22 protein-coding genes are annotated in these 21,671 nt (G+C 41.6%); 10 read left to right on the top strand and 12 right to left on the bottom strand.

Going from position 1 to position 21,671, the window contains the following annotated elements:
• Positions 1-169: 169 nt before the first annotated feature.
• Positions 170-2,308 (top strand): tetratricopeptide repeat protein, encoded by a 2,139-nt coding sequence (locus AACU32_RS32460; RefSeq protein WP_339378461.1) that lies wholly within the window; start codon positions 170-172, stop codon positions 2,306-2,308.
• Positions 2,309-2,378: 70 nt separating this feature from the next.
• Here the strand turns inward: AACU32_RS32460 and AACU32_RS32455 are convergent, their stop codons facing one another.
• From AACU32_RS32455 to AACU32_RS32445, 3 genes are all read right to left on the bottom strand, one after another.
• Positions 2,379-3,035 carry a Uma2 family endonuclease gene (locus AACU32_RS32455; RefSeq protein ID WP_096605970.1) on the bottom strand — a complete coding sequence of 219 codons (657 nt, stop codon included), beginning with the start codon at positions 3,033-3,035 and terminating at the stop codon, positions 2,379-2,381.
• A 206-nt stretch (positions 3,036-3,241) separates the two neighbouring features.
• Positions 3,242-3,514 (bottom strand): type II toxin-antitoxin system RelE/ParE family toxin, encoded by a 273-nt coding sequence (locus AACU32_RS32450; protein WP_339378460.1) that lies wholly within the window; start codon positions 3,512-3,514, stop codon positions 3,242-3,244.
• 29 nt (positions 3,515-3,543) lie between these two features.
• Entirely contained in the window at positions 3,544-3,807 is a 264-nt protein-coding gene (locus AACU32_RS32445; protein ID WP_096605968.1) for a ribbon-helix-helix domain-containing protein, read from the bottom strand.
• A gap of 174 nt (positions 3,808-3,981) precedes the next feature.
• On the opposite strand from AACU32_RS32445, the gene AACU32_RS32440 reads away from it, so the two are divergent.
• The 3 genes from AACU32_RS32440 (at position 3,982) to AACU32_RS32430 (ending at position 5,413) form a co-directional block, all read left to right on the top strand.
• A complete protein-coding gene (locus AACU32_RS32440) occupies positions 3,982-4,677 on the top strand; it encodes a Uma2 family endonuclease (protein ID WP_096605966.1) in 696 nt (231 codons plus the stop codon).
• 62 nt (positions 4,678-4,739) lie between these two features.
• A complete protein-coding gene (locus tag AACU32_RS32435; protein WP_096605964.1) occupies positions 4,740-5,015 on the top strand; it encodes a prevent-host-death protein in 276 nt (91 codons plus the stop codon).
• 2 nt (positions 5,016-5,017) lie between these two features.
• Positions 5,018-5,413 carry a type II toxin-antitoxin system VapC family toxin gene (locus AACU32_RS32430; RefSeq protein ID WP_096605962.1) on the top strand — a complete coding sequence of 132 codons (396 nt, stop codon included), beginning with the start codon at positions 5,018-5,020 and terminating at the stop codon, positions 5,411-5,413.
• 24 nt (positions 5,414-5,437) lie between these two features.
• Here AACU32_RS32430 and AACU32_RS32425 read toward each other — a convergent pair whose 3' ends face one another.
• Both AACU32_RS32425 and AACU32_RS32420 read right to left on the bottom strand, forming a co-directional pair.
• Positions 5,438-6,382, bottom strand: a complete 945-nt coding sequence (locus tag AACU32_RS32425; protein ID WP_096608271.1) for a zinc-binding dehydrogenase — start codon at positions 6,380-6,382, stop codon at positions 5,438-5,440.
• Positions 6,383-6,569: 187 nt separating this feature from the next.
• Entirely contained in the window at positions 6,570-7,967 is a 1,398-nt protein-coding gene (locus tag AACU32_RS32420) for a glycerol acyltransferase (protein WP_096605960.1), read from the bottom strand.
• 188 nt (positions 7,968-8,155) lie between these two features.
• On the opposite strand from AACU32_RS32420, the gene AACU32_RS32415 reads away from it, so the two are divergent.
• Together AACU32_RS32415 and AACU32_RS32410 are read left to right on the top strand one after the other, a co-directional pair.
• On the top strand, positions 8,156-9,958 hold the full coding sequence (locus AACU32_RS32415; protein ID WP_096605958.1) for a proline--tRNA ligase: 1,803 nt from the start codon (positions 8,156-8,158) through the stop codon (positions 9,956-9,958).
• A gap of 330 nt (positions 9,959-10,288) precedes the next feature.
• Positions 10,289-10,903 (top strand): GerMN domain-containing protein, encoded by a 615-nt coding sequence (locus tag AACU32_RS32410; protein WP_096605956.1) that lies wholly within the window; start codon positions 10,289-10,291, stop codon positions 10,901-10,903.
• A gap of 102 nt (positions 10,904-11,005) precedes the next feature.
• Here the strand turns inward: AACU32_RS32410 and AACU32_RS32405 are convergent, their stop codons facing one another.
• The 3 genes from AACU32_RS32405 to efp form a co-directional block, all read right to left on the bottom strand.
• The gene (locus tag AACU32_RS32405; protein ID WP_096605954.1) at positions 11,006-11,353 is read right to left on the bottom strand and encodes an ArsR/SmtB family transcription factor; all 348 of its coding nucleotides are present in this window, start codon (positions 11,351-11,353) and stop codon (positions 11,006-11,008) included.
• A gap of 60 nt (positions 11,354-11,413) precedes the next feature.
• Positions 11,414-11,947, bottom strand: a complete 534-nt coding sequence (accB, locus tag AACU32_RS32400) for an acetyl-CoA carboxylase biotin carboxyl carrier protein (RefSeq protein WP_096605952.1) — start codon at positions 11,945-11,947, stop codon at positions 11,414-11,416.
• Between the two features lie 104 nt (positions 11,948-12,051).
• On the bottom strand, positions 12,052-12,609 hold the full coding sequence (gene efp / locus AACU32_RS32395; protein ID WP_096605950.1) for an elongation factor P: 558 nt from the start codon (positions 12,607-12,609) through the stop codon (positions 12,052-12,054).
• 357 nt (positions 12,610-12,966) lie between these two features.
• Here efp and AACU32_RS32390 point away from each other — a divergent pair, with 357 nt between their 5' ends.
• Positions 12,967-14,073 carry a peptidylprolyl isomerase gene (locus AACU32_RS32390; RefSeq protein ID WP_096608270.1) on the top strand — a complete coding sequence of 369 codons (1,107 nt, stop codon included), beginning with the start codon at positions 12,967-12,969 and terminating at the stop codon, positions 14,071-14,073.
• A 65-nt stretch (positions 14,074-14,138) separates the two neighbouring features.
• Here AACU32_RS32390 and AACU32_RS32385 read toward each other — a convergent pair whose 3' ends face one another.
• The gene (locus AACU32_RS32385) at positions 14,139-15,044 is read right to left on the bottom strand and encodes an aspartoacylase (RefSeq protein WP_339378459.1); all 906 of its coding nucleotides are present in this window, start codon (positions 15,042-15,044) and stop codon (positions 14,139-14,141) included.
• Positions 15,045-15,203: 159 nt separating this feature from the next.
• On the opposite strand from AACU32_RS32385, the gene AACU32_RS32380 reads away from it, so the two are divergent.
• Positions 15,204-16,133: a LysR substrate-binding domain-containing protein gene (locus tag AACU32_RS32380; RefSeq protein WP_339378458.1), complete on the top strand. Its 930-nt coding sequence runs from the start codon at positions 15,204-15,206 to the stop codon at positions 16,131-16,133.
• Position 16,134: 1 nt separating this feature from the next.
• On the opposite strand, the gene AACU32_RS32375 is transcribed toward AACU32_RS32380, so the two are convergent.
• On the bottom strand, positions 16,135-16,704 hold the full coding sequence (locus tag AACU32_RS32375; RefSeq protein WP_096605947.1) for a Uma2 family endonuclease: 570 nt from the start codon (positions 16,702-16,704) through the stop codon (positions 16,135-16,137).
• A gap of 151 nt (positions 16,705-16,855) precedes the next feature.
• Between AACU32_RS32375 and thiL the strand changes: the two genes are divergently transcribed.
• Complete coding sequence (gene thiL / locus AACU32_RS32370) at positions 16,856-17,863, top strand: thiamine-phosphate kinase (protein WP_096605945.1); 1,008 nt, start codon at positions 16,856-16,858, stop codon at positions 17,861-17,863.
• A gap of 75 nt (positions 17,864-17,938) precedes the next feature.
• On the opposite strand, the gene AACU32_RS32365 is transcribed toward thiL, so the two are convergent.
• Both AACU32_RS32365 and nadD read right to left on the bottom strand, forming a co-directional pair.
• Entirely contained in the window at positions 17,939-18,952 is a 1,014-nt protein-coding gene (locus tag AACU32_RS32365; RefSeq protein ID WP_096605943.1) for a type I glyceraldehyde-3-phosphate dehydrogenase, read from the bottom strand.
• A 127-nt stretch (positions 18,953-19,079) separates the two neighbouring features.
• Positions 19,080-19,697 carry a nicotinate (nicotinamide) nucleotide adenylyltransferase gene (gene nadD / locus AACU32_RS32360; RefSeq protein ID WP_096605941.1) on the bottom strand — a complete coding sequence of 206 codons (618 nt, stop codon included), beginning with the start codon at positions 19,695-19,697 and terminating at the stop codon, positions 19,080-19,082.
• A 403-nt stretch (positions 19,698-20,100) separates the two neighbouring features.
• Between nadD and murC the strand changes: the two genes are divergently transcribed.
• Positions 20,101-21,561 carry a UDP-N-acetylmuramate--L-alanine ligase gene (gene murC / locus AACU32_RS32355; RefSeq protein ID WP_096605939.1) on the top strand — a complete coding sequence of 487 codons (1,461 nt, stop codon included), beginning with the start codon at positions 20,101-20,103 and terminating at the stop codon, positions 21,559-21,561.
• The last annotated feature ends 110 nt before the right edge of the window (positions 21,562-21,671 follow it).

The following is a 21,671-nucleotide window of genomic DNA, read 5'->3' as shown; positions in this document are numbered from 1 at the left end:
CTGTAGGGGTGAAAATTAATGTAGAATCTGTGGTTTCTGTTTAGATCAAAGCCTATTTTATATAGATTTTGCACAAATAAATTGAGCTTATATTTTGCTAGTTTGACTATGAGTAGGTTATGGTTAAGCAATAATCAATACACTTGCACTTGTCCGTAGAGACAAAGTTATGATCTGCTGCCTAAATCCAGCTTGCCACAATCCACCTCATCCTGATAATACAAACTTTTGTTCTAATTGCGGTGTTCCCTTAATAGTTTTGAGGAACCGCTATCGCCCCATTAAATCATTAGCTGGTGGGGGATTTGGTAAAACTTATTTAGCAGAAGACATTGATAAACTCAATGAACATTGTGCGATCAAACAATTTGCACCACAAGCACAGGGAACTGGCGCACTAAATAAAGCCACAGAACTATTTAAGCAAGAAGCAAAACGACTGCAACAGTTAGACAAACATCCCCAAATTCCTACACTTTTAGCGTATTTTGAGCAAGATAATCGCCTGTATTTGGTACAGGAGTTTATCGAAGGGCAGAATTTATTGGTGGAATTACAACAGCAGGGAATTTTTACCGAACAAAAAGTCAGAGAATTATTGCTTGATTTGTTAGATATTCTCAAAACAGTTCATCAATACAAACTTATTCACCGTGATATCAAACCAGAAAATATCATTCGTCGCAGTGATGGGAAGTTGGTACTCATTGACTTTGGTGCATCCAAACAGCTGACAGCAACAGTGATGACACAACTAGGAACAATCATTGGTTCTTTTGGTTATGCACCATTAGAACAAATCCAGGGTGGAGAAGCTTATCCAGCGAGTGATTTATATAGTGTAGGTGCAACTTGCTTTCACCTATTGAGTGGAATTCATCCTTGGGAATTGTGGAAACGACTTGGTTATGGTTGGGTTGCTAGTTGGAGACAGCATTTGCAACAAAGCGTGAGTCAGAATTTAGGGCGAATGCTCGATAAATTGTTGCAAGAAGAATACCAGAAGCGTTATCAGTCGGCTGAGGAAGTTTTACAAGCATTCAATTCACAACAAATACTAGTAACTCAACCACTTACACCTCCAGTTCCGCCACCACCTTGGCACAACAATTCTCATCCTATATCTAATGTTGTTAATTTTCTAAAAAAAGGATTAGAAAAATACAACAACAAGGATTTTCACGGTGCAATTGAATATTATAACCAAGCCATCAAAATCAATCCCAACTATGCAGAAGCTTACTACAACCGTGGTAATGCTCGTTCTGAATTAGGAGATAAGCAAGCAGCAATTCATGATTACACCCAAGCCCTTAAAATCAATCCCAACTATGCAGAATCTTACTACAACCGTGGTAATGCTCGTTCTGAATTAGGAGATAAGCAAGCAGCAATTCATGATTACGCCCAAGCTATCAGAATCAATCCAAATGATGCCGATGCTTACTTCAGCAGAGGTGTAGCTTTCTATGAATCAGGAGATAAGCAAGCAGCAATTCAAGACTACACCCAAGCCATCAAAATTAATCCCAACTATACAGAAGCTTATTTGAACCGAGGTGTAGCTCACTATGAATTAGGAGATAAGCAAGCAGCGATTCAAGATTACACCCAAGCCATAAAAATTAATCCTAACTATGAACTAATTTACAACAATCGTGGGTTGGCTCGCTATGAAATAGGAGATACTCAAGCAGCAATTGAAGATTACAACCAATCCCTCAAAATTAATCCCTACTTTGAACTAAGTTACTACAATCTTGGGTTAGCTCACTCGGCTTTAGGAGATAATCAAGCAGCGATTGCAGATTACACCCAAGCCATCAACATCGATCCCTACTTTGCGCTAGCTTACAATAACCGGGGTAATGCTCGCTCTGCTTTAGGAGATAATGAAGCAGCAATTGAAGATTACAACCAAGCCCTCAAACTCGATTCCAACTATGCAGATGCTTACTTCAAACGTGGTAATGCTCACTCTACTTTAGGAAATAACCAAGCAGCAATTAAAGATTACAATCAAGCTCTCACAATCAATCCCAACTATGCAGATGCATACTTCAATCGTGGTTTAGCTCGCTATGAGTTAGATGATAATGAAGCAGCAATTGAAGATTACAACCAAGTCCTCAAAATCAATCAAAATGATACACATGCTTATTTCAATCGTGGTTTAGCTCGCTATAAGTTAGGTTATAAACAAGCGGCAATTAAAGATTTTTATAAATCTGCCGATTTGTATAAGCAACAAGGGAAAATAAGTGAATATCAAAATGTTCTTAACTCCATTAAACAACTTGAACAATAACAAAATTGCCAACTTGTTCATCAAGCCAGCAATATTATCCGCAAAAGTGTAAAATTTTGGTAATTAGGAGTTAATCAAGATTATCTGGATCTATGCCAAGCGATCGCAATTTATCAGCTAACCGTTGAATTCTCTCTTGCGGTGTAGGATAGCGTTTTCCTGATTCATCATACCAATAAAGCCATTCTCTAGTTACACCGGAATAATTGCCGCGATCGCAGCCAATTCCTAAGCCTATTTCCGGTAGCCAAACCGGATTTCCTGCTTGCAATTCATACTTGCCATTCACTAATTTATGTACTTCTAAACGAGGTTTACGACGACGGCGAGAAGAATAGATTACATAATAAAGTATGCCCAAGTCTGCATATTCATCTAATTTAGTTGTGTACTCTTTACGATAAGTTTGAGATACCACCTCTAACACTAAACTAGGTAAAACTTTTTCTTCCCACAACACATAACTAGGACGTAATTCTTCATCATAAAACCGTTCTACCCCTAAACTCAAAAACCCATCTGGCACAATCGGTGGTTTCTCAGGGTGATAATAAATACCCATATCTACGCCAAAGAACCAGTCCATGCGTTCCGCCCAAAGTATCAGCAGTATTGCCTTCAGCAAGCCTGGTATTAATTCTTGCAGTTCATTATCCACAGGCGTTTCATCTGAGTCGGGTAGTTCTTCGGCACTTGGCAAGTACCTTGGCAGATTGTACTCTAACATGGCTAGTTTCCCTAAAACTCACCAAAATTATAGCGGTTAACTTTGATGATTATTCTCTTGCTGAATTCTTTGAGCGATCGCTCATTATCATTCATCTGTAATTGAGTAATAATGGTTATTTTATTTCTAGAATTTTGTTGTCATTACCGTGAAAGAAATTTCAATCATCATCATCGTGAAATAGTGATGATAAATCTCGATAACCACTAATCACACGGAAAATCTCGACATCTTCTCCTATGGGCATATATGGGCATATAAAGGATGAGATAATTATCTATATGAAGACTACGGATACCTGGTAAAATTTCATCACGCTGTCGTCCTAATTTTGGGAATTGAGCAAAATTGCTCAATTTAGCATCAAGTTTACTCAAGAACAACTCTGATTGAGTTAAACCAAACTTTTTGGCAATATAATCTGCAATCTGCTCAATATCCTGAATCGCAGGTTCAGTGAGGCGAAATTGTGGGGTCATACTTCGTCTGAGACACCGTAGCGCGATGTCTACGACGGGCTACGCCTACTCAAATTGGCACGGATTTGAGCCATTGCAGTTGAACCATCAACTACTTTACCCTCCTGGGATGCTTCTAATCCAATACATGCTTCCATCTGAAGCTCTCCCAGTCGTCCTTGATATATGTCTTCTTCTTGCTGTTCTAGTAGTTTTATTCCTGCAACAATAACGTCAACGGCATTATGATATTTACCGCTTTTTAGTTGGCGTTGTAGCAGGGCTTCTACCTCTGGGGGCAAAAAGATTTGCATGGAATTTTTTCAGAGTCAGGATTAACTCCATTGTAAGCGGTAAGCAAGGATGATTGTTGACATCGCTCCTTAATCAAGATTATCTGGGTCTATGCCAAGCGATCGCATCTTAATTAACGCGATCGCCATCTAAACTAGAAATAACAGCAAAACCCCATATTTGGAGGTGCAGCAGTGGTACAACAAGTCACACCAGAAGACACCATCGCAGTCATCTACCCAGAAAGCGACGGACAGCCAATGGCGGATAATACAGAACAATTTGCATGGATTGTCAAAATTAAAGAAAATTTAGAAATCTTATTTGCATCGCAAGCTGATGTATTTATCGCCGGAGATTTGTTTTGGTATCCAGTTCAAGGAAACCCGAATATTAAACAAGCGCCAGATACGATGGTAGTCTTTGGTAGACCAAAAGGAAAACGGGGTTCCTATTTACAGTGGGCTGAAGATAATATTCCCCCACAGGTGGTATTTGAAATCCTATCGCCTGGTAACACCCTTAAAGAAATGACCAAAAAATTGCAGTTTTACCAGCGTTACGCCGTGGAAGAATATTATATTTACGATCCAAATAAAAATGATTTAAATGGCTTGCTCCTTTCAGGGGATAGTTTTGAAGTCATCGAAGAAATCAATGGCTGGGTAAGTCCGCGTTTGGGAGTCCAGTTTCAACTGACAGCCGAAACCCTAGAAATTGTTTCTCCTTCTGAACAACAGTGCTTAACACTGGTAGAACTTGAGCAGCTACGGGAACAGGAACGTCAAGCAAAGGAAGTGGTTTTACAAGAATTACAACAAGAGCGCGATCGCTATCAAGCATTGTTAGCTAAACTCAAACAGCAGGGTATTGATACAGATAATTTGTAATTGCTGCTAAGTTAATGCTTGACTAACGAAATTCACAATTAATACTTACTCTTGTAAAATCAATGAACTGGAAACTGGACGAAGCACAACAAAAACTACCAGAGGTAATTGATGCTATTGCATTAGAACCTCAATTAATATTCAAGCAAGACAAATTAGTGGCTGCAATTGTAGAACCAAAACTTTTTCAAGAGTTTCTTGCTTGGCATCAGCAACAAAAAGCCTCTTCCCTCGCAGATGCTTTTACAGAATTACGCCAACTCTGTGCGGAAGAAAATTATATTTTAGAAACTCCTGCACGTTCTAGCGATCGCCCCATTCCATTTGCAGATGAATAATTATGAGTTTTCTCTGCGATACTAACATTATCAGTGAATTAGCTCGTCCATTACCTAATCCTGGTGTCATTGCTTGGAGTCAAAGCATCTCATCAATTTTTATTAGCGCTATCACTTTAGAAGAAATTTACTACGGTTTATCAGCAAAACCCAACCCCAGAATTCAAACTTGGTTTGATAGTTTTTTCGTAACTTACTGTCAAATAATCCCTGTCAGCCTAGAAATTGCTAAACGTGCGGGTGAAGTAAGAGGATATCTACAAACTCAAGGAAAACCCCGCTCTCAAGCTGATATGATAATTGCCGCAACCGCCAAAATCCACAAAATTACTTTAGTAACAAGAAATACAAAGGACTTCGAGGGATGCAGTATTACTATACTTAATCCTTTTACTTGAATTTTTTTTAATCAACTCTAAACCCTATTGAGTAACAGCGATCGCAATTTTCCCGATGGCACGTTCTGTTTCACTTTCTGTATGCGCCGCTGCTAATTCTTTTAAGGGATATGTGCGGTGAATCACAACACGAATTTTATCCGCTTCAATCAACTCTTTTAAATACAGCAAGTCTTTAGTATTGGGTTTTTCTAAGATAAATTTGACTTTTTGACCGGGTAGGAAGGTTGTTAAAATACTCTGCACGAAACTTTCTGCGCTGGGTATAGTTGTGATGTATACACCATTGGATTTGAGAACTCTTTTGCATTCAGCAGGCGATCGCTTACCCACAACATCGAAAATAATGTCATAGGAGTTTGTGTCTTTGGTAAAGTCCTGCTGTGTATAATCAATGACTTTATCTGCTCCCAAAGATTTCACCAAATCCAAGTTTTTAGTACTGCAAACTCCCGTTACCTCAGTCCCTAAAGCTTTGGCTATTTGCACTGCAAAAATCCCTACACCACCAGCAGCGCCATTAATCAAAACACTTTGCCCAGACTGGATATTACCCTGCTCTCGTAGCGCTTGCAAAGCTGTGAGGGCAGCTAAGGGAACAACGCCTGCTTGTTCATAGTTCAAGTTCGTAGGTTTGGGAGCCACTAAATTTGCTGAGACAGCCGCGAATTCTGCATAAGCGCCTCCAGGTAAAGCCGTACTTCCGTAGATAGCATCTCCAGCCTGAAAACCCGTGACACTAGAACCAACCTCTACAACTTCCCCCGCCAAATCAAATCCCAGAATCATCGGGAATTTGTTACCTATAAGCAATCGCAACATTCCCTTGCGGATTTTCCAATCAATAGGATTAACACTACTGGCATGAATTTTCACCAGTAATTGGTCAGGCTTGATTGTTGGTAGCGCTACATCTTCATACTGCAACACCTCAGCGGAACCGTATCTACGAATAACAACAGCTTTCATCTCATTCCCCCTGCTACCCTGTGTTTCTCTATAAATACAGTGTAATGACGGTTGGGGCATTGGGCATTGGGCATTGGGCATTGGATAATTATTATTTCTCCTCGTCCCCTCATCCCCCTTGTCCCCCTTATCCCCCTTGTCCTCCTTGTCCCCCTCATCCCCCTCATCCCTCCCATTCCCCTCACGCTCAAATCAAACTCTCCATCGCCTGTTGTAAATCATTGGTCAAATCTGTTACAGCTTGCTTTGCACCCAAGCGATTAGCTTTATACGCCGGATAACGCTCAGAGACAGATATCGGCTCACCTATGCTGATTTTTACGCATTGCTTACCCAATTGGGGACGGCGCTTTGGGTTATCATTACCTTGAATTTTCTTGACCATATCTCTTAACAATAAGGTAGTTTCCGCAAACCTTTCTACTGTGGGTTTTTCTTTGATATAGTTACCAGAAACAGCCACAAAACTTTCAACTAATCGCATATGCCACATCCGAGAATATGCTTCTTCCGCAATGCGATCGCCTAAGGCGCGTTCAATAGGTGATAATGCTTTTACGTCCTTAAAGTCTTCTCTAAAAATATAATTCCAGCCTGCTTGCTCTAGTCGCCGACAACGGTCATTCCAAGCACCCTTAGGCGGTAAGTCAAAATACTGCTCGGATATTTGTAATGCTACGTGCATCAAGGCTTGTAAGCGAGCTTTTAAAACTTGATTGCGATCGCCTGCTTCGGGAATTGCGATCGCAGGCTCTTTGAGTTTTTGATGATAAAACCGCTGATAAAATTCTTCCATCAACGTTAATAAACGTTCTGCCAAAGTCAACAATCGCGGATAAAGGGACTCGATAGTTGCACTATTGCCATTTTCCGAGGGATTCACAGGTAAACCGCTAGCCACTTCCAATTTACTGAGAAGATCGGCGATCGCACTCCAAGGAGCAGCAACGTAACTATATTTAATTCCAACTGGTAAAATTAAAACCTGCTCGTCGGCGCGGGAAGCTTTGTGCAAATCTTCAGCGCACCAAAAGCCTAATTGGGCAATACCCGGTTCTAAGGGACTCATAATCTCCGATAAACCATTAGTTGCTCCTTCTGGCGCAGCAGCCATCGGGAATTTCCCATTGGCGAATAGATCGCGTGCTGAACGTAAACCATTCCAGTCAGCCTTACCGCGCTGAATGGGAGTACCGCCTAAATGAGAAGCCAGCCAGCCAATGTGTTCACCTGCCCATAGAGGAATACCGCGATCGTAGATAAAATGAGCATGAATTGGAAGTTGGATTTTTATGTCTTGTTCTCGTGCTACCTTAGGCACGAGTTGGGAAAGCAAGTAGCCTAAACAAAGTGGATCTTCCGTTTTTGGATGGCGAAATGCTAGCAAAAACCGAATCTTACCATCCTGAAACTGACGATAGAGATCCGCTAAAATTTCTACGTTGTCTGCTTCAATCTCGGTAATCGCTGTTTTCCAGTTGATCCAACTTGGGAGTAACAAGTGCGCCAATTGAAGTAATAAGGGGTTAAACCTCGGAGGAATAAATTCTAGAGGTGGTTTTGCTTGGTAAATTCCGTTAGACAAGATATTTTTCTCCTATAAGTAGCGATTAAAAAAGGCAGAAGGATAAAAAATGAAGGATGAAACTTGATACTTTATACTTCATACCTAATGAAGTTAGTCAACAAATTGTAGTAATTGCAGCTTTATACTTCATACTTCATCCTTCATCCTTCATAATTCATTAAGTGTTTTGGTAAAGGGAATAAACGATGCGACTGTCACAAATGTTATTCGTTACACTGCGGGATGATCCAGCTGATGCGGAAATTCCCAGTCATAAATTATTACTGCGTGCAGGTTATATTCGTCGCATCGGTAGCGGTGTTTATGCTTATTTACCACTGATGTGGCGAGTATTGCAGAAGGTTTCCCAGATTGTGCGCGAAGAAATGAACGCCACAGGCGCACAAGAATGTTTGTTACCGCAATTACAACCTGCTGATTTATGGAAAGAGTCAGGACGGTGGGATACTTATACCAAGGCTGAGGGTATCATGTTTTCCCTCATCGACCGACGAGAGCAGCAATTGGGATTAGGCCCAACCCATGAGGAAGTCGTCACCACGATCGCCCGTGATATGATTCGCTCATACCGTCAGCTACCGCTAAATCTTTATCAACTGCAAACGAAATTCCGTGATGAAATTCGTCCCCGCTTTGGTTTGATGCGCGGACGAGAATTTATCATGAAGGACGGTTATTCCTTCCATGTGGATGAAGATAGCCTCAAAGCCACTTACCAAGATATGTACCAGGCTTACAGCAACATGCTGCGACGTTCTGGTTTGGCTTTCCGTGCAGTTGATGCTGACTCTGGCGCTATTGGTGGTTCTGGTTCCACAGAATTCATGGTATTGGCGGAAGCGGGAGAAGACGAAGTTCTCTACACCGAAGATGGGAAATACGCCGCCAATGTGGAAAAAGCTGTTTCTTTACCAGCTGATGCGGTAACCTCACAGTTTACAACTCATGAGAAACGCGATACACCTGGAACAGACACCATTGAAACAGTCTGTAAATTTCTCAACTGTTCTCCTAGCCAAGTGGTGAAGAATGTTCTTTACCAGACAGTTTATGACAATGGCAAAACAGTTTTAGTTTTAATTAGCATTAGAGGCGATCAGGAAGTTAACGAAGTCAAATTACAAAATGAATTGACTAAATTAGCTCCGAATTACGGTGCTAAAACTATTATTTCTTTAACTGTACCCAATGCCGAAGCACAACAAACATGGGCAGCAAAATCTCTACCTTTAGGCTATATTGCACCTGATATCGCCGATGAGTATATTAAAGGCGATAAACAAGTACATCCCAAGTTTTTACGCTTTGTCGATCAAACAGCGGTTGATTTAAACAACTTTGTCACAGGCGCAAACGAAACTGGCTATCACGTAGTTGGAGCTAATTGGGGTGAGCAATTTAAGTTACCTGAGTTAGTAGTAGATATTCGCAAAGCCAGACCAGGCGATCGCGCACAGCACAACCCAGAGCAAACCTTACAAAGTGCTAGAGGAATTGAAGTAGGACACATCTTCCAATTGGGGACAAAGTACTCTGTAGCGATGGGTGCAACTTATACCAATGAACAAGGTGAAGAAAAACCTTTAGTTATGGGTTGTTATGGTGTAGGCGTGTCGCGATTAGCACAATCAGCCGTAGAGCAATCCTATGATAAAGATGGGATTATTTGGCCAGTGGCGATCGCGCCCTATCACGCCATTGTGACAATTCCTAACATCAAAGATGCCCAACAAGTGGAAATTGCCGAAAAACTCTACAGGGAACTCAATCAAGCCGGAATTGAAACCTTACTAGATGACCGTGATGAACGGGCAGGAGTAAAATTCAAAGATGCCGATTTAATTGGCATACCTTACAGAATAGTCACCGGTAGAGCGATCGCTAACGGCAAGGTAGAAGTTGTAGAACGGGCAACTCGTCAATCGCAAGAAATTGACATTCAGGAAGTGACAAGTACGATCAAACAGTGGATTGCAGCCGCGATATAAGATGAGGGGCTAAGGGATAGGGGCTAGACGGGACAAGGCAAGGGGGACAAGGGAGACAAGGGAGACAAGGGGGACAAATAAGAAATGACTTATGTCCAATGCCCCATGCCCCATGCCCAATGCCCCATGCCCAATACCCCAGATAGGTGACGTAGTAAAATTACGAATCTAAAATAAAAGTATTCCCTGCGGAAAGAGACATGGCGGCATTGTTGTTAAAAATAGCCATCCTCTAGGTGTTAGGAAACTCCCGATTTATCAGTATCGTCCTTAATCAGGCTGCTCTTCCCACACATAACATCTCAGCCCTCAGTCAAGCAGGTTTTGAATATGAAAGACCAACAAGGATCTAATCGGAATTCTTCGGGTGTCATAGCAGCTGTCTCAGCAGCGGTCGTAGCAGTCAGTGGCGGTGTTGCTTGGCTTACTTGGCACTCCAACAATCCGCCGACACCATCAGTAGACAACACAATCATAATCAAAAAGCCAGGAAACAAAATAAGCGAACAGCCCCCTCAAGAGCAAACTGCTAATATTTATTGGCTCAAAGACAATGGCAAAAATTTGGAACTGGCTCCGCAGCCGGTTAAAATAGCCGCTGCCCAACCTAACCAGGTCTTAGAAAAGGCTTTAGAAAATTTATTAGCAGGCCCCACAGAAGGTGCAGAATCTACAACCATTCCCAAAGGCACCAAATTACTAGGTGTGAAAGTTAACAATGATGAAGTTCATGTTAATTTATCTGAAGATTTTACCAGTGGTGGCGGTAGTAGCTCGATGACGGGTCGTATTGGACAGATTGTCTATACTGCTACCACAATCAATCCTAATGCCAAAGTGTACATTGATGTCAATGGCAAACAATTGGATGTTTTAGGTGGCGAAGGCGTGGAATTGGAACAGCCACTGACCCGTGAAAGCTTTAAGAAAGATTATCCGCTTTAGTCAATGGTCAATCGTCAAGAGTCAATGGTCATTGGTCATTGGTCATTTGTTTTAAACAAACGACTAATGACAACTGACAACTGACAACTGACAACCGACAACCTATAATTTGCTATTTAACACCCGAAATTTATGGGCTTGCTGTTCTAACCTCGTAGCGAGGCGATCGCAAACCCGATTACATAATTCAAAAATCATCTCATCTTCCACCCGGTAGTAGGCGCAAGTTCCTTCACTGCGGCGGCTAAGAATACCTGCTTGCCACATTACCTTCAGGTGTTTTGAGACGTTTGCCTGGGAAGTCTGTGTTGCCTCTACCAACTCTTGTACGCATTTTTCTTCATCTCGTAGTAAGTGCAACAGCCGAAGGCGCATCGGTTCACTTAACAGACTGAAGTATTCAGCTACTTGTTGCACCACTTCTGGTGGTACAGGCAACACTTGTTTCATCAGGATTAACCCGCTGTACTGACAACTTTAAAATGACTCACGTCATATATAGATTAATACTTAATCAGGGTTAATTCGCATTAAAGGCTGACCATATTCTACAGGTTCACCATTTTGCACCAAAATTTCCATGACCTGACCAGATACTTCAGCCTCAATTTCGTTCATCAGCTTCATCGCTTCAATAATACAGACTGCTTGACCACTGCGGATGCGATCGCCTACTTCCACAAATGGGGCTTCTCCTGGTGCTGGTGCGCGATAAAACGTGCCTACCATTGGGGAAGACACTTCTACTAATCTTTTATCAATCGCTGAGGGAGATCCTGACAATTGCACGTTAGATCCAGCAGCATTATCAACCAGGCGTGTCCCTGTTTCTGCTACGGTCGTTGATACTGTTTGGGGTGCAACAGGTGAAACCGATGTTAATCCCGCACCAACCACACCGCCTGATGCTGCTTGACCTACCGCAAAACTCACAGCTTTACGTACCGTTAGCTCAAAATCATCGCTTTTTAGCGTGACTTCGGCAATATCTGTTTGTGCAATAGTTGCTAGCAGTTGGCGAATTTCATTAAAGTCCAATGGCACAGTTTTTATTACCTCGACCTGTACATAAAAAAATTTTCAGTGTGGCAGGGATTTAATCCCTATAAAGGGATTGAAATCGGAATTGTTCTCAAATGAGATAATAATTATTCCCTGCCTAAATATTTATCATCACGGGTATCAATCTTGATACGTTCACCTTGAGCAATAAACAAGGGAACCATGATAGTTGCACCTGTTTCTAGAATTGCTGGTTTAGTACCACCTGTGGCCGTGTCACCTTTAACACCCGGATCGGTTTGCACGATTTCTAAAACTACAGAATTAGGCAGTTCCACTTCTAGCACTTGGTCACCCCAGCGGATGACGTTAACTTCCATGCCTTCTTTGAGATATTTTACGCGATCGCCAATCTGCGTCGCACTCAATCTGCCTTCTTCGTAATTTTCCATATCCATAAAGACGAATTCATCACCTTCTTTATAGGTATGCTGCATCGTGCTTTTTTCGAGAGTGGCTTGCGGTACTGTTTCCCCCGCCCGGAAAGTTTTTTCTAGAACCTTACCACTCTGGACATTTTTCAGTGTTGTCCGCACAAACGCTGAACCTTTTCCAGGTTTAACGTGGAGGAAGTCTATCACTCGCCATACAGACCCATCTAAAACAATTGAGACACCGGGTCGAAAGTCGTTACTGGAGATCATGAAACTTTCAAATATTGGAAGACAATCGGCATTTATTGTACCCTTCTAGGGTAGTCAATGGTTATTAGTCATTGGGAATTGGGCATGGGGGAGGCAGTGCGTTGCGGAGCCAGTCGCGTGGGCGGGTTTCCCGACTTGAGCGAACTGGCGTGGAGGTCTCCTCCGTTGTAGCAACTGCCGTCATGGGGCATTGGGAGGGGTAGGAAGCTTGTTTATATTCTTCCTTGTCCCCCTGGTCTCGCTTGTCCCCTCTAGCCCCTAACCCTTAATCCCTAATCCCTAGTCACTAATACTGTGGGAAGATAAGTGATGGGTTACGTCCAGTCAACAATTTTAATGCTGCATTTAAGCCATACCATGTTTAATTTATTAAAATCCTGGCTGAAGAACAGCCTCATGGCAATACTGCTGGTAACAATATTTTTAGGCATAAGTACAGCTGGATGGACTCCCTCCAGTAGCGCCGCCCTACCAGCCGGGAATGCAATCACTGATGGCAGATCTCTGTTGCGGTATGCACTCCCGATAAATAATGAACCTGTACGGCAATTGCAAGCCAGTTTAGAAGATATCAAAAACCAACTGCGGGGAAATCGGCGGTGGGGTGCTATCTCCAAAGACATCAGCAAAGCTGCCAAAGTTCTCGATCAACCATCCAAAATCCTAGCAAGCATTCCTGAAGAACGCCAACCCCAAGCTAAAGCTTGGATTGAAGAATTGCAATCTGGCGTTAATGCATTGGCTGAAGTTGCCAAGGCCAAGGATAAAGAAAAAATCAAAGATGAACGCAATCGACTCCTCAATCTCGTGTCTCTTCTAGAAGAGTCAATGGTGACGGGATTTCCTTTTGAAGTCCCTAAGGAGTACAGTAACCTACCCCAACTCAAAGGTCGAGCTACCGTAGATATCAAAACTAACAAAGGCAATCTTACTGTTGTGGTAGATGGTTATAGCGCGCCTATTACTGCTGGTAACTTTGTTGATTTGGTACAACGTGGTTTTTATAACGGTTTAGAATTTACCCGTTCGGAAGAATCTTACTTTCTACAAACTGGCGATCCCGCAGGAAAAGAAGTAGGTTTTATTGACCCCAAAACCGGAAAATACCGTTCTATCCCTTTAGAAGTCCTGGTTCAAGGCGATAAAGCTCCCACCTACGGTATTACACTCGAAGACGCTGGACGTTACCTCGATATGCCAGTTCTGCCGTTTTCTTCCTTTGGTGCTGTGGTCATGGCCCGTCCTGAAAGTCAAGTAAATGGTGCTTCTTCACAATTCTTCTTCTTTCTGTTTGAACCAGAACTTACCCCAGCCGGACGCAACCTGTTAGACGGTCGCTATGCTGTTTTTGGCTATCTGACTGAGGGAGAAGAAATTTTGGATAAACTCAAAGCAGGAGATAAAATTGAGTCTGCTACTGTTGTTCAGGGCATAGAAAATTTAGTTCAACCAGAAGCTGTATAATAGATTTTAGATTTTGGAGTTAATCCAAAATCTAAAATCTATTGATATTTTTACCAAAATGTTTTCTAGACAGTGATTTGATGCTGATTAGTTAAACACATTGCAGTACCTGTCTCGTAATAAGCTGCTTCATTGATAAAAACCGGATAAGTAATTGAGTTACCTTCGTAGGGAATTGTTTGACCATCCAATGTCAAGAACATAGGATCGCCAGGATTTAAAGCCTCATAATCTTTAAACTGAAGCTGTGGATGAATCATGGCTGTAATTTCTCCGTTTTCATTTCTCGGATAATCAATTTTTTCTATGTATTTGTACAAGATAAAAGTATTTGGAAATTCAGGTAATTTATTCACGTTATACAGTTCTAAGTAATTTAAAATTGTGTAAATTATGCTTTGAGTTTTTAAGAAAAAATCTGCATTCAACACTCCTTGAGGTATGCAACCAACCTCAATCCCAATGCCAAATTTACCAAGCGATCGCAGTGCATTTTGGCTACGTCCAGAGTTTCCCGAACTATAAACTTTTATTGCTGGATTAACGTGCCTTAAATAGGCAGCTAATTGCAGATGAAATGGTTCCTCATTATCAATCAGGATAGTTACGCCCATGTTGGACGTTGTACTATGTAAATCTAAAATAAAATCCACAGGCTTTTTACCATTTTGCCCATAAGAATCATTAATTTTTTTAGCCAGTAAATCTTCATAAGTAGACAGCGTTGTATCCTCTAAGTTTTGGCGCAAAAAGCATCTATTTAAATCTTTGTGAATGTACCGCCTTCCGACTGCAAAAGCTTCAGGATTCGCCAACAAAGTCAGGGTTTCAAACTTATCTCTGCGAATTAACTCGGGAAACTGCTCAAACAGTTTAATTAAATATACTCCGGTAAACTCGTTTCCATGAGTTCCACCGACAATCAAGGCGCGATTGATTAGATTATTAAGTTTCATTTCTAGTTTTTCCATGACTATTTGTTTTGGTGTCATTAACTTATCTGGAAAAACAGCGATCATAGTGTCTGAATTAGACAACATTCGATGACGATTTTCGTGAGTTGATTGCTCACCAATGATTTAAAGTTGCTCTATAATGCTCAACAAACAAAAATCTTTAGCCTGTTACTGATGGTTAAATGGGATGGAATAGAATTACTGCAATTGAAGTATGCGATCGCTGTATATGATCACCAGGGACTTACCAGAGCTGCTGAATACCTGAACATCGATAAGGGCTTTTTAAGTAGAAAAATCGAATTACTGGAAAAAAAATTGCAGTTTAAAATATTTAAAAGTAAAAAAAGTCCATTAAAATTAACAATTGCTGGTCATGAATTTTTACAAGCAGCCCGTCAAATTCTGCATCAATTTCAACAAACAGTTGAATTAGGTCAGCGATTAAATCGGGCGGAAAAGGAACAACTAAATATAGGCATTAATACTTCCATTGCTAACAGCATACTACCCGAAATTCTCAGAGCATTTCATCAGCAGTGTCCAGAAGTAGAACTGATGTTATATGAAATGGCTTCCTACGACCAAATTGAAAAATTACGACACCAACAAATAGATTTAGGCTTCTTTCATTTACATAATTTGGAAAGTATCCAGCAAAATAATGATAATGATGTCTTGGCTTTTAAGACCATTCTCAAAGAACAACTAGTGATTGTTTTACCAGAAAACCATCGTTTGGCAAGACGAGCTAGCATTGAAGTGAAAGAATTGAGAAATGAACAATTTATTTTGCCACCCGATCACCTATTACATAACTTACGCGATAAAATTAATGAGCTTTGCGCGATCGCAGGTTTTCAGCCAAATGTCAGACAAGAAGCAGCATGGATATCAACAGTTGTGAGTTTAGTAGCAGGTGGTATGGGGATTTCACTGCTACCGGCTAACGTCCAAAATCTCCAACGCAGTGGTGTAATCTATCGTCCTCTAGAAGGACTATCACCGATATTAGAAATCGTTGCTGTTTGGCGCAGCAATCATGTATCGAGAATTTTGTCAAATTTTTTGCAAGTACTCGATAATTTAAGATACATTTCTTAGCTTACAAATTTCCAGAACTTAACACCAAATCAACTGCGATCGCAATTTCGGGAAAAGTCTGCGATACAATCTGCTGATTACCTGTAAACACTTTTTCCTCATACAGTCCCTCTTCAAGTAATAACACTGTAATTTGTGCAGTTAATGGGTCTACAATCCAATATTCTGCTACTTCCAACGCCGCATATTCAGACCGCTTATACCGATAGTCCCGTTTCACAGAATCTGGACTGACAACTTCGACAATCAACAATGGCGGAGACTGAAATACTGCTGACTTATCGATCAATTCTTTTGCTTGTTCTAAAGTCACCACAGATAAATCAGTCAACCGAGATTTATTTCTCCCTGTTCTCACCCCACTTTCACGAAAGCACAGCCAATGTAAACTCAGCCGTTTAATTTCTGCTTTCAACAGAGTATCCAAGAAATCTACAATCAGAAAATGTTCAATTGTCGGTGGGTTCATGAGTTCTAACCTACCATCCACCAGTTCGTAATGAAAACCTGTACCATCATCATAGGTTAAGTACTCTTCAAAAGTGATACTGGTAACTGGTGTAGTGACCATAAGTAGTGTTGAGTAAAAAAAACTAGTAGTAAGGACTTCAGTCCTGATTTTTCAAGCACGCTTTGTGCTAACTACAAATCTATCAAAACTTTGGCGATGGAAAAGGCTATAAATTTGGAGGATAGCGATTGTGAATAATGAGTTATCTTCCATGCTCGTGAAAGATATTGGCGAACAAGGATTGTTAGCCAGATTACAACGCTTTTGTCCTCAAGACATTATTGGGGATGACGCAGCGGTGCTTGTCACGACACCAGAAAAATCTTTGGTAGTGACGACAGATGTCTTGGTTGATGGTGTGCATTTTAGTAATGTTACCACCTCCCCAGAAGATGCAGGTTGGCGGGCTGCTGCTGCTAATTTATCAGATTTGGCGGCGATGGGTGCGACACCTTTGGGAATCACCGTCGGATTAGGACTTCCTGGGGATGTTAGTGTCAGTTGGGTTGAGCGTTTGTACCAGGGAATGACAGAATGCCTACAAAAGTACAATACGCCAATTGTCGGTGGTGATATTGTGCGATCGCCTGTCACTACTTTATCAATCACCGCCTTTGGTCAAGTTCACCCCAATCAAATTATCCGACGTTCTGCTGCACGGGTGGGAGATGCGATCGCAATCACAGGTATACATGGAGCCTCCCGTGCTGGCTTAGAATTGCTCTTACATCCAGAAATAGGACAAACCCTCAAAGATGCAGACAAGGCGGCTTTAATCACCGCACACCAGCGTCCCCAGCCACGATTAGATGTCTTACCGATACTTTGGAAAATCTTAAATTCCGCTTCTCCCATTCTCTCCTTTCCTCCCATTGCTGGGATGGACAGCAGCGATGGTTTAGCAGATGCTGTTGTGCAAATCTGCCGTGCTAGTAATGTTGGCGCTATGCTAGAAGCTAAGCAAATTCCTTTACCAGCAGTTTGCGATCGTTGGTTAACTAAAGAACAAGCTCTAAATTATGCCCTCTACGGCGGCGAAGACTTTGAATTAGTGCTGTGTTTGCCACAATATGCAGCATCAGCTTTAGTAGAACAACTAGGTCAAGATGCAACAATTATCGGCACGATTACATCGGGAACAAATGTACTATTACATACAGACAAAGCAGAAATCCCTGACCAAGTTTTAAATCTTACTCAGGGATTTCAACATTTTTAGTCAATTGTCATTTGTTAGTTGTCAGTTGTTTAATACCAATGACTAATGACTAATGACTAATGACTAATGACCAATTTATTGCCATTTTTCAGCTACTAGTTCTGCCAAATCTAGAACGCGCTGGCTGTAACCCCACTCGTTGTCATACCAAGCCATGACTTTCACTAGGTCATTGCCCATAACCAGAGTCAAGCTAGCATCAACAATCGAAGAAGCATCAGTACCTTGATAGTCTGATGATACAAGTTGTAGTTCGCTGTAATCTAAAATTCCTTTGAGTGGCCCTTCGGAAGCATCTTTTAAGGCTTGATTAACTTCTTCCGTAATAGTACGCTTCTCAACCTGAACTACGAAATCTACCATTGAGACGTTTGGGGTAGGTACACGTAAGGCAACGCCATTTAGTTTGCCTTTCAGGTCAGGGATCACTAGTGCTACTGCCTTTGCTGCACCAGTAGAGGTAGGTACAATGTTAATGGCTGCTGCCCTAGCACGGCGTAAATCGCGGTGAGAAGCGTCTAGCAAACGCTGGTCACCTGTGTAGCTGTGAGTGGTGGTCATCGTACCTTTGATGATGCCAAATTTGTCATTCAAAACTTTGGCGATCGGCGCTAAGCAGTTGGTGGTACAGCTAGCATTACTGATGATGTGGTGTGTGTTGTGGTCGTAATCATGATGATTTACTCCCATTACAAAAGTACCATCTTCATTTTTACCGGGAGCGGTGATCAGAACCTTCTTAGCTCCAGCATTCACATGCTTGAGTGCTCCTTCTTTGCTGGTAAAAACACCTGTTGCTTCGATAATTAGGTCAATTCCCCAATCTTTCCAGGGCAAGTTTTCTGGATTGCGATCGGATACGCACTTAACGGTCTTACCGTTAATGATGATGGAGTTATCATCTGCTGTAATGTCAACATCCTTTAACTTCCCTAGCATTGAGTCATACTTCAGCAGGTGAGCGTTAGTTCTAGGGTCAGATGTGTCATTAATAGCGACAAGGTCGATGTTGCTGTTCTGTCTACCGACCCAGCAACGTGCAAAGTTACGCCCAATCCGCCCAAAACCGTTGATTGCGACTCTAATCACAGTGTCTTGCCCTCTGTATTTATGCCTATAAGTTTATATCGTTGACCCCAATCATATCGCAAAGGGGGGGAGCTTTAATAACCATAAAGTGTTAGATCCAGAAAAAAAACACATAATTTATTCAGATTTATTTTGAGTAAAGGTTGTGGGCGGTGATGTACAACCTCACCGGTTCAACAACTAAATAGCGAATAGACTGGCGTTCGCGAATTAATTGACGAATTAGGCTTGACGAAACTCCTACTAATGGTATATGCAGTAATTGCCACTTAATACTGACTGACTGATTTTTTAATTGTTGCTCTACTTGCTTGCAGATTAACTGACTTTGCGCTATAGTCTCACCACCTAGGAGTCGGGGTGCAATTAACCAATCACACATCTGGGCTAGTTCGTGTCCACAGTACCAACGGGGTAAGGTTTGGAATGCGTCCAAGCCGACAATCCAGTACCAGTGAGTATTAGGGTAAGCAGCAGATAAATTGATCAGGGTATTGATAGCATAGGATGTTCCAGGGCGATTTAGCTCAACTAGTGAAACCGTAAATCGAGGATGATCATTTGTAGCTAGTTTCAGCATTTCTAAGCGATGCTCAAACGCAGCTGCTTGTTTATGTGGAGGATTTAGCGATGGCACCCAAATTATCTGTTCTACAGGTACTTGATGCAAAGCTGTCTCGGCTATGAGTAAGTGTCCCCAATGAATTGGATCAAATGTGCCACCAAAAATTGCTAGTTGCTGCATCCAGTTAGATCAAGCTCATATTCAACTTCAAAGAAGTTGGACTATCAATGTACTATTGTAGTCAATTTGCCCCTAAACTTTATCTAATTAAAAGCAGTTTCACTGCAAACGTTGTACTGTAGCCAATTCCAGTCAGGACAAGGAAAATATGTGTTTTTCATTACAAGAATTTCTTTCCCGATGTGGCGGAAATTTTCAGAATAATCATAAGATACAGTTCAGAAATAGCAAAAACCTCTAACAAAGGTAAAATCATTCTCAGGCAAAAAAAACAGAGGAGAAAAATCCACGAACCTACAAAAATTAAATATATACAGGAGCAGTTACAGTAAAAATCCAATTCCTGTTATGATACGCGTGTCATTTGAGATTATGGTGTGGTGTGGTGTAAGAGGAGTAATCAATGAATAATTCTGTAGATTTTAGCGGTAAACCATTTCATTTCATTGGTATCGGCGGCATAGGTATGTCAGCGCTGGCATATGTTCTGGCCAAACGTCAATTGCCAGTATCAGGTTCGGATCTACGTCCAAACCACATTACAAGAAAGTTAGAATCTATCGGGACTCATATTTTTAGTAGACAAGAAGCCAGCAATCTGGAATTCTTTCGCCCGCGAGTTACCGCAGGAGTAGCATCAAACTCGCAAGCAGAATTGCCTACAGCGGCTAACACAACACTGCCTCAAGTTATTTGTTCAACTGCAATTAACACCAATAATTTAGAATACAAAGCAGCACTAGAATTGGGTTGCCCAATTTTACATCGTTCAGATGTACTAGCTGCGTTAATTGCCGATTATTACAGCATTGCAGTTGCCGGTACCCACGGCAAAACTACAACCAGTAGTATGATTGGCTATATGCTGTTAAAAGCAGGTTTAGATCCAACTATTCTCGTAGGTGGTGAAGTTAATGCTTGGGAAGGTAATGCCAGATTAGGAGAAAGTAGGTATCTCGTAGCTGAAGCTGATGAATCAGATGGTTCTTTGGTAAAACACGCTCCAGCAATTGGCGTGATTACCAATATTGAACTAGATCATCCCGATCACTATGAAACATTAGAAGAAGTCGTTGATATTTTCCAAGAGTTTGCTCAAAGTTGTCAGACTTTGGTAGGTAGCATCGATTGTGCAACAGTACGCGATCGCCTCAAACCAACCATCACCTACAGCCTACACCCAGATACTAACGCTGACTATACTGTCACTAATATTGACTATCGTGCTGATGGTACCACAGCTCTTGTTTGGGAAAAAGGTAAAGCCTTAGGCATGTTGAATGTGCGCCTACTAAGTCGGCATAATCTCAGCAATGCCCTAGCAGCCGTAGCAGTAGGTAGAGCATTAGGCTTAGAATTTGGAGAAATTGCCAAGGGTATTGCTACCTTTGAAGGCGCAAGACGGCGCTTTGAGTTTCGTGGTGAAGTCGATGGTATTACCTTCATTGATGACTATGCCCATCATCCGAGTGAGATTCGCGCTACTTTAGCAGCAGCACGCCTCCAAGCAAGACCAGGGCAAAGAGTTGTGGCAATTTTCCAACCCCATCGCTATAGTCGGACACTGACCTTTTTAGAAGAATTTGCTGAATCTTTTACTCATGCTGATTTAGTGGTACTGACTGATATTTACAGTGCCGGAGAACCCAATTTAGGGCAAATCAGTGGTGAATTATTAGCAGCAGCAATTACTAAACAGCACCCACAGGTTGTTTATCAACCAACATTGGAATCAGTGTGCGAATTTTTACTCAAAACCTTGCGTCATGGAGATTTAGCACTATTTCTCGGTGCGGGAAACTTGAATCAAGCGATTCCCGAAATCATTGCGACACTTTGCCAACCAGCAAAGGCTACATCTTAATTTCATTTTAGAGACAAATGTCTACCGCATTTGTCAGAGTTTCATAAAAATTTCATAGTACAGCCGTCTGATTACGGCAGATAAATGTAAAAATTTCACTAAATTGACCT

Origin of the sequence: Calothrix sp. NIES-2100, assembly GCF_963875285.1 — a bacterium.
Lineage (GTDB): Bacteria > Cyanobacteriota > Cyanobacteriia > Cyanobacteriales > Nostocaceae > Aulosira.
This window is presented reverse-complemented; position numbering and strand designations above follow the sequence as displayed.